Raw genomic sequence first — 12810 nt, 5'->3', positions numbered from 1 at the left:
ATCCCCCTTTCGCTTCTTTGATCCCGAGCCGACTGCCCGGGTCCTGTTCTACAGCCAAGTCTCTCCCTGGAGCGAGATCAGGCCGCGCAGTTCCTCGTCCGACATCTCGGTCAGCCAGTTCTCGCCGGAGCCGACCACCTGCTCGGAGAGCGCCTTTTTGCTCTCGATCAGCTCATCGATGCGTTCCTCCAGCGTTCCTTGGCAGATCAGCTTGTGAACCTGCACGTTGCGATTCTGTCCGATCCGGAACACGCGATCCGTTGCCTGGTTCTCCACGGCCGGGTTCCACCAACGATCATAATGGATAACATGGCTTGCCCGGGTCAAGTTCAAGCCGACGCCGCCTGCGCGAAGCGAGAGCACAAACAGGGAGGGTCCTCCCCCCTTCTGGAACGTATCGACCATTTCGTCCCGCTGAGCCTTCGAAACGCCACCGTGCAGGAAATAAGGCTCTTCCTCGTACCTTTGAGCCAAACGCGACACGAGCAGCTCGCCCATAGCGACGTACTGGGTAAAGATCAACGCGGACTCTCCGTTGTCCCGTATGGCATCGATCAGCTCCAGCAGGCGTTCCATTTTGCCCGACGCCTCGTTCTTGGCATGGTCCTTACGCTGGCTGTCGATCAGCACCGGATGGTCGCAAATTTGCTTCAGCTTCGTGAGCGAAGACAATACGATCCCTTTGCGGGCTATGCCGCCCCGACCGTCCAAACCGCCCATCAGCTCATCGACTACCCGCTGGTACAACACGGCCTGTTCCGGCGTCAGGGAGCAGTATGACTTCAGTTCCAGCTTCTCCGGCAAATCCTTGCGGATATCCGGGTCGCTTTTGAGCCTGCGCAGCATGAACGGGGACACCAAACGGTGCAGTTCGCGCAATGCCGCGCTGTTCTCTTCCGCTGTGCCCGCACCGGAGTAGCGCTGACGGAACGACGTCGCCGTGCCCAAATATCCCGGATTAAGAAACTGGAAGATGGACCATAACTCGCTCAGCCGGTTTTCAACAGGCGTTCCTGTCATCGCGATCCGATGCGGCGCGGACAAACGCATGACGCTCTGCGCCTGTTTGGTGCGGTAATTTTTGATATACTGCGCTTCGTCCAGCACAACGGTGGACCAATGCAGGGAAGCCAAATCCGGGCCGTCCCTGCCTGCCAGGTGATACGTGGTCAGCACGATGTCATGCCCGCCGGCCTCTGCCCGGAATGCTTCGCCATGCAGACGCTGTCCGCCATGATGAATGTAAAGGGACAAATCGGGGGCAAAGCGTTTCAGTTCGCGCTGCCAGTTCCCCAGCAGGGATGTCGGACAAACGATCAATGCAGGCGAACCCTCCTGCCCGGAAAAGGCTGAATCCGTACGTTCCCTCAGCCCATCGTAACCCATACCAAGATTGTCCTGCTCATTCGCTTCCTCAGCCGCCATCTGTTTCTCTTCGTGTTTCAAATCGAGCAGGCAGGTGATCACCTGAATGGTCTTTCCAAGCCCCATGTCGTCTGCGAGACATACGCCGAAGCCAAGCTCGCGCATGGCCGACAGCCATTGATACCCCCGTTCCTGATAAGGACGAAGCTCCCCGTGCAGCTCTTCGGGCACCGTGCGGGGTTCAATGCTGCGCAGCACTTGCCCGTCGAGCAGGAAGGACAGCAGGCCTTCCGATTCCGCCCCGAATACGGACAATCCTTTCCATGCGGCGTCTTCTCCTTCTCCGGCGACCAGATGCAGCCATTCGGAAAGAGGCATGTTCTGCTCTTCTTCTTTTTTCATGTATCGCAGCACCTGGCGAATTTCCTTGGTATCCACTTCGATCCATTCGCCGCGGAACATGATATAAGGCACGGTCGCTTCCGCAAGCGCGGCCAGCTCCTCTGCCGTTACCGGTTTGCCGTCGAGCATCGGCTCCGCCTTGAAAGCCACCAACTGCTCCATGCCAAGCGCTGAAGGCGAGCCGGGCGCCCGTTCAGTCCCGGAACCGAGCATCTGCAGGCGCAGGCCCGCCCGCCGTTTGCCGGAACGCGTCCAACGGGAAGGCATGAGCACCGTCACGCCCGCTTTTTGCAGCCGCGGCACGCCATGCGTCAAAAATTCGAAAAAGACGAACGGCTCGAGCTCGATTTTTTCCGGATACGGCCGCAGCAAAGCGGCCTCCAGTTCGTGGGCCAGCTCCCCCGCACGCCCGAGCGCCATCAAAAACTGCTCCGCGACGGACGGGTAGGTAATCCTGCCCCGATGAAGATCCTTCTCAGGATGCGCCCATACGGCCTTTGCCGGCAGCCTGATTCCCGGCTCTTGCACGCTCTCTGCCCAAAACGTAATGCCCCATGACGATTCCTGGTCGCCCAGCGGCGGCTCCAGACGAAGAGCGAGCTTCAACTCGCCCTCGTTCTGAACCGGCTCTTCGCTGCGCACCACCGGCATCATCGTACCGCCCGCCTCCTGAACGGTATCGATGAACTCGGCCATTTCCTCCGTCGAGCCCTGCACCGTTACCGGACGGAACATGGAAATCAGGCTATTCCACCACAGCTCGCTCACCGGTGAAATTCCCCGCCGGAACGACGTGCGGTAGCGGGACATTTCACTATCCATGCCTTCAAGCTCTTTCGTGACGAAGGCGTTAATCATTCCGCTCATAAAAGAATACAGTACGGCCGCCGCCGCTTCTTGGCGCGTTTCCGGCTCCATCGAGGCATATACTCCCGGAGCCGACAAACCGATGGGCGGCATCGCTTCCGCCAATTCGCGGAAACGTTCCGCGTCCGCCTTCTGCACGAGACGCGGTCTCCAAATCCCCGTCAGCGTTTCCTGGCCGGAACGGCGTCTGGCTCCCGTTTTGGCTGCAAATTCGGCAGACGGCGCAATTTCCCCGCGCAGCAGGAGCTCCTGCGCAAACCTCGCGGCCTTGACCCAATAGGCAAGCTCTTGCCCGGGTTGGATGCCCGCTGCGTTCAGAATGCTTTCGTCATAATGAAGCAACAGCTTGAATGTATCCCTCGGCGAAACAGCCAAACCTTCCAACGTGCGGCCGAGCAGCTGTCGACGCCTCGTTCCCTTTGCTTCCGACGCATTCCTCATCGGATTCGGCCAGCGCAGCTCTGCCAGGCGCAGGGCGGCAGGCTGAAGCAGACGACCCCCGTCGCCGAAGCTCAGCCTTCTCACCACATGACTCCACGCGTCCACGCGCGGCTCCGATGTTTCTCCGGAAAAACAAAAAAATACGTCACCAAGCCATACTCCATACAACGATTGCATCATTACAGTCTCCCGTCATTCCTTTGCATTGTTACTCTCCATCATATACGAAAATGCCTGGATTTAAAAACCTCTACAAACAAAAAAAACAGATTTGGTCCCTCTCCATGGCTTACAACCATATCGGCAGCATTTTGTTGCCGCCCCACTTACCCCAAAAAATAAATGCCCCTTCCCGGTCGGGAGAGGAGCATCGCTAGGTTCATATGTGGTATCCGGTCTGATTTTTGAAAATTCTCTCTATGCGCTCGGCAGGTTATGCGTTCGGCAGGTCGCCCAGAATAACGTCCAAATCGAGAATGCCCGCTTCATGATCCTCCGCGTGCGCGATTCCCTTAAACGCTCCCTTCATGTAGCGATTGTACTTCTCCGACGGCTCCACAATCTCTTTGTAGGAAACGATGGAATCCACGGAATCCACGATAAGCGGCACGTTTGCTCCTTGATAAGGGACAACGATGATGCGGTTCGAAGACGTGGTTTCATCTTCGGGAATGCCCAGCAATGCACGCAAGCTGACCACGGAGACCACTTTGCCGTACAGCGTTGCAAACCCTTTTACCGCGCCGGTGTTGAACGGGCTTGAGGTGATCGGGACCATTTTGATGACCTCATGCACTTGGTGAATCGGCAGCGCGCAGACCTGTTCTCCCACGGAGAAATGGATATACTGAATTTCATCATTCATAAGTTGTCCATACCCTTTCGGATTTCGTAATTATGTAGCGTAATACTTCTGGCCTTAACGGCTTTGCGTCCAAAACCCCGAACGCTTTCTTTATTATAAAGCAGTCACTGTTAAGGTGAAGTCTACCATACCCGTTCTCAAAATCAAGACTGAATTGTCGGTTTTTGGCGCCGTTTTGTACACGGCCTATGGTCAAGTCCCTCACGAGTCAGCATGCTTCTAAACCAATTGCAAATCGCATGTCCTCGTCAACATTCGGCAGAATCCGCCTCTGGCATTCCATAATTTAGACAATCCCCCGGATTTCCTCCAAATCGCTTACCTTTTCACGCTGCATCCACTGCTCAAGCTCCCGCACCAGTTCCGCTCCTGCGCGCAAACGAACAAAATTATGCGTTCCCACCTGGACCGCGTTTGCGCCTGCCATGACGAATTCGATGATATCCTCGGCGGACCGAATGCCTCCCATGCCGATCACGGGAATCGATACGGCCCGCGCCACCTGATGAACCATGCGGAGGGCAATCGGTTTAATGGCCGGCCCCGAAAGCCCTGCATAAGTATTCGCAAAGACGCTTCGGCGTCTGCGCACATCGATTTTCATCGCCGAAAACGTATTGATCAACGAAACCGCATCGGCGCCCTCTTCCTCGCACATGGCTGCCATCCGCGCGATATTTTCGGCTTGGGGCGACAGCTTGACCATCAGCGGAAGGGACGTCGCATTCCGGACTTGGCGGACGACATCCCGGGCCGTCTCGGTCTGAATGCCGAACTGCATGCCTCCCTCTTTGACGTTGGGGCAAGAGATGTTCAGCTCCAGCATGTCCACGCCTCTGCGTCCTGTCGCGCCGCGCTCCTTCGCGTTTTCCGATATCATCGTGACGGCCTGAACGTACTCCTCCGGATCGGAACCACCCACATTGGCAATCACCGCCGTATTCCAGCGGATCATCTCATCCAATTCATGCTCCAAAAATGCGGATACGCCGGGATTCTCCAACCCTACGCTGTTGAGCATGCCGGAAGCCGTCTCATGAATCCGCAGGCCCGAATTGCCCGGCTTGGGATGCAATGTCAACCCTTTGCCGACGATGCCTCCCAAAACGTCCAGAGGGTAGAACCTCTCATACTCTCTCCCAAAGCCAAACGTACCCGATGCCATCATCACCGGGTTTTTCATAGCTACCCCTGCAATGTTACATGCCAAAGAACTCATGCAGTCCCACCTCCCCGATTGGAAAAACCGGACCTTCCTTGCATACTCTGCGGTTGCCTGCGGCAGTATGGATCGTGCATCCGAGACAGGCACCGATCCCGCATGCCATATGCTGTTCAACGGAAATATACAGCCTTGCCGGCGTATTCGCCGTTTTGCGGGCAAGCGCCCCTAGCATCGGGGCCGGTCCACAGGCAAACATGTTCGCATAATGTGCCGGATCAACCCGTTCGATGATACTTCCCCCGATTTGAACGGCAACGGACAACGATGCTGCCTCGAATGCTTCAACGCCGAAAGCTTGCTCCGCGAATCCCAGATACACGTGGGCATCCGGATATCGTTTGGCGGCAAGCAGCAGCGGAGCTGTTCCCATTCCCCCGCCGATCAGCGCCAAGCTTCCGTCCACTTGCGGAAAACCGTTGCCGAACGGTCCCTCCAGGTCCAATTCCTCCCCTGGCTGCATCCGGGCAAATATGCGCGTCCCTTCGCCAACCACCCGATACAAAAAGGAAATGTGCTCCTTCGCGATATCATATATGCTGATCGGCCTCGCAAGCAGCGGGAAACCGTGCCGGCCGCGCAGCATATAAAACTGCCCCATCCTGCCCTCGAAGCTCCCTTCTACCTTCATAACATGAACATCCGGAACAATCGCCTCATTGGAAATCAACTTCGCCATACCATCCCTCCCCATTAACCACCCACTATATCGCATAACCAGCCAAGTTTACGTGACGTTCCTCATAAGTGAACACCGTTCACCGATCCAATACGTTCCTTACATCATTCGACATCTCTTGCTACAACCAGGTCCAAAGGCGGGTCCATTATTTTTCTCTCATGGGACAACGGCAACTTCTCATTTTTCTGTGGATAACACTCAAATTCACTCTGCTTGTCCCCATATCACTCGGAAAAACACTATATTTTTGTATCAATAACCCCGGATTGTGAATAACTTGTGCACAATTACCCACAACCTGTGAATAAACCTGTTGATATATGTGCATATGTATTTAAATCATGTGCATAACCTGTGCATTTGTTCTCTAAGTTATCATCGACATATTATAAGAAACTAGGCTAAAAGCCCCTTCTTCTTCTTTTACATCGCCTCAGCCTCCAGAACATAAAAAAAACCGATACGATCAATAACCAAAAAACCGTCCAGCGCATAACGCGAACGGTTTTCCTTGCTAATACAAATGGCACGCCACCTGACGGCCCGGGGAAATCTCCCGCAGCTCCGGAATCGCAGAGCGGCATTCTTCTTTGACATAAGGACAACGGGGATGAAACGTGCAGCCAGTTGGCGGATTCTCAGGGTTGGGCACGTCGCCGCCCAGTACGATGCGGTCTTTTTTTGCTTCGGGATCAGGAACAGGGACGGCAGACATCAACGCTTTGGTATAGGGATGGAGCGCCTCGGAGAACAGCTCTGCCGTAGGCGCAAGCTCAACGACTTTGCCAAGGTACATGACCGCCACGCGGTCGCTGATGAATTTAACGACGGACAAGTCATGCGAGATGAACATATAGGTCAGGCCGAACTGTTCCTGCAGGTCTTGCATGAGGTTCAATACCTGGGCCTGTATGGATACGTCCAGCGCCGACACAGGCTCGTCGCATACGATGAACTTCGGATTGAGCGCCAATGCGCGCGCAATGCCAATCCGCTGCCTTTGCCCGCCCGAGAATTCGTGCGGAAACCGATGGGCTTGATATGGGGATAACCCGACGACTTCCATCAGCTCTTCGATCCGGGTTTTCAGTTCATTTTTTCCCAGCTTGTGATGGGTCAGCAATGGCTCCTCCAGCGTACGCTGCACGGTCCAACGCGGATCAAGCGATGCATACGGGTCCTGGAACACCATCTGCATATCGGTGCGGAAACGCCGCAATTGCTCCGGTGCCAGCTTGCGCACGTCCTTTCCTTCGAAGAACACCTCGCCGTCCGTCGGTTCGATCAAACGCAGAATGGCACGTCCCGTCGTTGATTTGCCGCAGCCCGATTCACCCACCACAGCAAGCGTCTCGCCACGTTCCACAGTCAAGGTTACGCCGTCCACGGCTTTTACCGCGCCGACCTGTTTCGATAACAAACCTTTACGGATCGGATAATGCTTTTTCAGATCGCGAACTTCCAAAATGGCGCTCATTGCAATCCCCCTTCCTGTTGAAGCAAACAACGGCAGCGGTGTCCGGGTACGGTTTCCAGCAATTCGGGCTGTACCCGTTCACACCGCTCTTCCCTCACCGGGCAACGCGGAGCGAAACGGCAGCCTGCAGGCATCTGTGCCGGATTCGGAACCTGCCCCGGGATAGAAGAAAGCCTGTCCTGATCGCCGGCGAGCTGCGGCAACGAAGCCAGAAGCCCGCGGGTGTACGGATGCTTCGGATCGGAGAACAACGTCTTGACATCGGTCTCTTCGACCACTTGTCCCGCATACATCACCATGACTCGGTCGCACATTTCGGCTACGACACCAAGGTCATGGGTGATCATTACAATCGCCATGTTCTCGGTCTGTTGCAGTTCGCGCATCAGGTCGAGGATCTGTGCCTGAATCGTCACGTCGAGTGCCGTGGTCGGTTCGTCGGCGATCAGCAATTGCGGATTGCACACCATGGCCATGGCAATCATGACCCGCTGGCGCATGCCGCCAGACAACTGATGCGGATATTGGTCCGCGATTTTCTCGGGACGGGGAATCCCCACTTTGCGCAGCATGTCGACCGAGCGTTCCCAGGCTTCTCTTTTGCCCAGTTTCAGGTGATACCGCGCCGACTCCGATATTTGCTTGCCAATCTTGAACACTGGATTCAGCGAGGTCATCGGTTCCTGAAAAATCATCGCCATCCGGTTACCCCGGATCTTCCGGATTTCCCGACCGGACAGTTTAAGCATGTCCTTGCCCTGAAAGCGAACCTCGCCGGAAGCGACGCGGCCGATGCGTTTGGGCAGAAGCTGCATGATCGACAACGAGGTAATGCTTTTGCCGCAACCTGATTCGCCGACAATGCCCAGCGTCTCTCCCTGACGCACCGACAAGCTCACCCCGTCCACGGCGCGAATAACTCCTCGGTCCGTGATGAATTCCGTTCGCAGATCCGCCACTTCGAGCAGTGCAGTCATGTTATTCCCCTCCCAATTCGATGATGAAATGCTTAATGATGACGAAGATACGATTTATGACGAAGAAACTTTCGAGGCTGCAGATACGGACCGATCCGAATCTTGCATGCCTTCGACGCCGAGATATTTGAGCGCACTAAGCGCGTACACCTTGGCACACTGGATAATTTGCCATACCGGCGCCTTTTCGTTGAAATTATGGATGGTCGACAACTCGGCAGGGCCGTATTGCAGTACAGGAATGTTGTGGTTGCGGAAATGACGCGCATCGCTCGAAGCCCATTGCAGCACGCCGTATGCTTCTTCGCCACTCACCTCTTCAATGCTCTCGACCAGTTGGCTTACGATCGGTTCATGCGGTGGAGTCCAGTTGGCGTTTCCTTGAAAACCGAACGGCTTCAGTTCCGATTCGATGCCTGCTTCGAGCAGCAGGGAGCGAGCCCGGTCCAGAACGTCACGGTAATCAACGCCGAACGGTACCCGCGAATCCACTTGCACCGTGCAGCGATCAGCCACCACGTTGACTTTGGTACCGCCCGTAATGGTTCCGATGTTCACCGTCACGTGATCGAATACCTGATAAGCCAGCCCCGCCTGCTCTCGTTCCTTCGCATAATGCTGCGAAATGCCGATGATCTCTTTCACTTCTTCCGGGATGTTTGGTTTGATATCCCACAACCGCTGCAGCGCCTCGATGCCTTTCGCCGCCTTTACGATGGCGTTCTCGCCCACGACCGGAGACAAGCTGCCATGGCCTGGCGTGCCTTCCACCGTAAATTCGAACCAGCAGCTGCCCTTCTGTCCGATCGTCGGATGCTGTGGACTGGACGGTTCGGCAATGACAGCCGCCGTTCCGGTGGCAAGCCCGCGTTCCAGTACCCAAGGCACCCCCAGATCCCCGCCGGTCTCCTCGTCCGGCACGATCATGAGCGACAGATCACCGCGAAGCGGTACGCCCAGCTTGGCCAGGATTGCTGTGGCGAATATCAGGCCGGCCAGCCCGCCTTTCATGTCAGAAGCTCCGCGTCCAAGCATGTACCCGTCCCGAATTTCGCCGCAGAACGGATCGAAATCCCAACGGGATAAATCGCCCGCAGGAACAACGTCCGTGTGACCACAGAAGATCAGATGTTTTCCTTCGTCCCCTTCGCCTGTGCCCTTCAGCGTGGAGACCAGGTTCAGCATCGTTTCCGTTGCTGCGTGCACCTTGGTGCCGATCCCGGCCTGATGCAGGTATTCGATGATAAACGCGCTAATTTCCCGGGAATCTCCCGGCGGGTTTTCGGTCGGGAACTGAATGAGCTTGGAGCACAGCTCAAGCAGCTCGTCCTGATTTTCCTCGATCGCATCCAGCACTTTCTTTTTCCAATCCATCATGGTCAGGCTCCTCTCCGTATTTCCGATATGGTTATGCAAGCAAGGACATGCGGCAAATGGTCGGAAGACAGGCTGTCCGCCTGTCTCCCGTCCGCTTTCGCTGCCTTCTTATTCGCCTTTGCTAAGCGGATAGAAGCGCAGCACTTCATCCGGGTAATACACGTAGCCGCTGATCTTGTTGTTCATGCCCACGACGCGATTGTACTCGTACAAGTACGCCCAAGGCGCTTCCGTTGTAATGATTTCCTGCGCCTTTCCATACAGTTCGTTACGTTTATCCGCATCCGGCTCGGCACCGGCTTCCTCCCACAGCTTGTTCACTTCCGCATTGTTGTAGTGAATATAGTTGGAGGAACCTTCGCCATAGAGCAGGAAGCCGAGATGGTAACCAGGATCATTGACAAAGGAGGTCCATTTGGAAATATAAGATACCAGGTTGCCTTCTTTTTGCTGTTCAAGGAACTGCGCACGCGCCACCTTGTTGATGTTCATCGTGACGCCGATTTTGGCAAGCTCGGCCTGAATCAATACGGCGTCGTATTCCCAATCGTCAAAGCCCGAGCCCAGCGTGAAGTCAAAACTGAATCCGTCTGCATATCCGGCTTCGGCCAGCAATTGTTTGGCTTTGTCGAGATTGTATTCGTAGACGTAACCCGTATCCGTGTATCCCGGCGTATTGCTCGCCACCGCACTCTTCATCGTTTTGGCTTGTCCATACATGACGTCATTGATCAGTTGGTCATAAGGAATGGCGTATGAGATGGCCTGCCGCACCTTTTCGTTGTCGAACGGCTTTACATTGTTATTCATTGCAAAGAACAGAATTCGGTTACTCGCATTGGAGGCAATCGTTAGATCGCTGTTTTCCTGCAAGGCCGTTACGTCTTTGGGAGGAATTTCAATCGCCATATCCACGTCGCCCTTGTTCAGCAGCAGCACCCGGTTGGACGCTTCTTTCGTGAATTTCAGCGTGACTTTGCCCAGTTGAGGCGCTCCCTGCCAGTAATCGTTGTTGGCTTGGAATACGGCCTCGCTCGCCGGATCCCACTTTTCGAGGGAGAATGGTCCGGAACCGGCCGCATTGGTCTTGAGATATTCATCACCTTTCTCCTCGACCAGCTTTTGGTCCACGATGGAGAAGGTGTACATGGCAATGATTTGGGTAAACATGTGGTTTGGCTTGTTCAGCGCGATTTCGACGGTCGAATCGTCGATCTTGGTCACGCTTTTGATATCGGCCATGCCGTACAGAAAGCTGCCCGAGCTTGAATTTTTCACCCGTTCAAATGAATATACGACCGCATCCGCGTTCACCGGATTTCCGCTTTGGAACGTCACGCCGCTTTTGAGCTTGAATGTGTACGTCGCGTTGTCGTCAGACACGTCCCAGCTCTCCGCCAACATCGGCTGGATGTTCTCGGTATCGGCCACTTCTCCGCCATCGACCGTTTTCACCCCGTAAGTGACCAACTGATCATAAGTAGCGAGTACGAGCGTATCCGAGGTTAAATCGTTGGCTTCTGCCGGATCCATCGTTGTTCCGCCCTCTGAATAAGCCACTGTCAAGGTTGGTGCGGGTTTTGTTGTCTCTCCCGTGCCCGTTGCTGCCGGTTGCTGGTTCGCATTGCTGGCACAGCCGCTGAGCACGACGGTAAGGGCAATCATTGCAGAAAACCATTTGCGTTTGTTCATGTCTGTTTCCTCCCCATTTGGACCATCTCTTGATTGGACTGCAGCCAGGCCGGATTCGCGGGTCACGCCCGCATCCCAATCCTGGCTGCATTACAGCAGGTTGAATTCTCTCTACGCCTTTATGTTTAAAACTGTGAAGCGTTGTTGCGGTGCTTAAATAGAGTAAGAGGTTATACACCTCCCCGCTCCATCCTCGCAGAGCCCCAGTCGTGGTTCCGGATGTATGCCTCGAAGACTCTCGTTTGATTATTGTCACTCCCCCAATGAAACAGCACACCCTAGGATAGGGAAGAGAGGGGATGTATCTGCTTCAATGCGCTAGTGGCATAAGATCAATGATGGACTTTGAAGGATGATGAGTCGGACGAGCAGCTTCCTTCTTCATATCACCACTTCCAAGCGCAAGTCTCCAACATGCATATCAACCGGTACAATCCACGTCTTGAAATTCATATTCAACGAGCAAGGTTCAGGGACTTCAAGCAGGTCCAAGCAAGCAGCATGTTGCGAACCCGCGATAAATCCCCTCTATCTGCCCGAACGCAACCTTGGGTCCAATACATCCCTAAATCCGTCTCCCAGCAAATTGAAGCCTAAAATCGAAGTTGCAATGGAGAGACCCGGGAAAGTCACCAGCCACCATTGACCGGAAATAATGTATTCGCGGCCTTCCGAGATCATCGCGCCCCACTCGGCCGTTGGCGGCTTGACGCCGAGCCCCAGGAAACTGAGGCTTGATGCGGTCAAAATCGCGAAACCCATCCCGAGTGTGGCCTGCACAAGCAAGGGTGCAAGCGCGTTGGGCAAAATGTGGCGGAACAGGATCGTCCGATCCTTCACCCCGATGGCCCGGCTGGCTTCGACGTATTCCTTCTCGCGCAGCGATACCGTCTGCCCATACATCAGTCTGGCGAACTCGGGAATGCCGACAACGCCGACGGCGATCATTGCGCTGGTCAAACCGTTACCCATGGATGCTGCAATCGCCATCGACAGGACCAAGGAGGGGAACGCCAGCAGTACATCCATCAGCCGCATAATGATGTTCCCCATCCGACCGCCATAGTAGGCAGCGATTCCGCCGAGCGGAACGCCGATCAGAAACGAAATGCCGACGGCGATCAGGCCCGTCCATATGCTGATGCGTGCTCCATGGAGCACGCGGCTCAGAATATCGCGGCCGTAATTGTCCGTTCCGAACCAATGCTCGCCGGAAGGGGACTGCAGCTTAACCGCAGTGTTTGTTGCGTAAGGATCATATGGCGCGATCCAAGGGGCGACAGCCGCAATCACCGTCCACATGACGATAAAGGTCAGGCCTACGACCGCAAGCCGATTGCGCAGCAGCAGCCGCAGAAAGGTTTTGGGTTTGGCAGCGGCTTCTTGTACCGGCTTTGAACTTCCCAGTGTTGTTGGCGCAGCAGTATTCACAGCGGGTATCCT

9 protein-coding genes are annotated in these 12810 nt (G+C 55.2%); all 9 read right to left on the bottom strand.

Translation table 11 applies throughout. The annotated features are described in order from the left end of the window. Positions 1 to 48: 48 nt before the first annotated feature. Positions 49 to 3255, bottom strand: a complete 3207-nt coding sequence (locus SNR34_RS02810) for a DEAD/DEAH box helicase (protein WP_486181074.1) — start codon at positions 3253 to 3255, stop codon at positions 49 to 51. Between the two features lie 253 nt (positions 3256 to 3508). Then, positions 3509 to 3940 (bottom strand): chemotaxis protein CheW, encoded by a 432-nt coding sequence (locus SNR34_RS02805; RefSeq protein WP_236417511.1) that lies wholly within the window; start codon positions 3938 to 3940, stop codon positions 3509 to 3511. Positions 3941 to 4226: 286 nt separating this feature from the next. Further along, positions 4227 to 5159, bottom strand: coding sequence for a dihydroorotate dehydrogenase (locus SNR34_RS02800; RefSeq protein ID WP_486181073.1), 933 nt, complete (start codon positions 5157 to 5159; stop codon positions 4227 to 4229). Further along, entirely contained in the window at positions 5140 to 5841 is a 702-nt protein-coding gene (locus SNR34_RS02795) for a dihydroorotate dehydrogenase electron transfer subunit (RefSeq protein ID WP_236417515.1), read from the bottom strand. The genes SNR34_RS02800 and SNR34_RS02795 overlap by 20 nt, the downstream gene beginning before the upstream one ends. Positions 5842 to 6358: 517 nt before the next feature. Beyond that, a complete protein-coding gene (locus SNR34_RS02790; RefSeq protein ID WP_339275865.1) occupies positions 6359 to 7321 on the bottom strand; it encodes an ABC transporter ATP-binding protein in 963 nt (320 codons plus the stop codon). Beyond that, positions 7318 to 8298 (bottom strand): ABC transporter ATP-binding protein, encoded by a 981-nt coding sequence (locus SNR34_RS02785; RefSeq protein ID WP_236417519.1) that lies wholly within the window; start codon positions 8296 to 8298, stop codon positions 7318 to 7320. Before SNR34_RS02785 ends, SNR34_RS02790 begins: the two co-directional genes overlap by 4 nt. Positions 8299 to 8352: 54 nt before the next feature. Further along, a complete protein-coding gene (locus SNR34_RS02780) occupies positions 8353 to 9675 on the bottom strand; it encodes a M20 family metallopeptidase (RefSeq protein WP_343262489.1) in 1323 nt (440 codons plus the stop codon). A gap of 108 nt (positions 9676 to 9783) precedes the next feature. After that, positions 9784 to 11367 carry an ABC transporter substrate-binding protein gene (locus SNR34_RS02775; RefSeq protein WP_486181072.1) on the bottom strand — a complete coding sequence of 528 codons (1584 nt, stop codon included), beginning with the start codon at positions 11365 to 11367 and terminating at the stop codon, positions 9784 to 9786. A 528-nt stretch (positions 11368 to 11895) separates the two neighbouring features. Next, a complete protein-coding gene (locus SNR34_RS02770) occupies positions 11896 to 12798 on the bottom strand; it encodes an ABC transporter permease (protein WP_236417525.1) in 903 nt (300 codons plus the stop codon). Positions 12799 to 12810 lie beyond the last annotated feature (12 nt).

The sequence above is a fragment of the Paenibacillus sp. XP01 genome (genome assembly GCF_057364885.1).
Note: the sequence above shows the minus strand (reverse complement) of the source record. Positions and strands in the feature narration are given on the sequence as shown.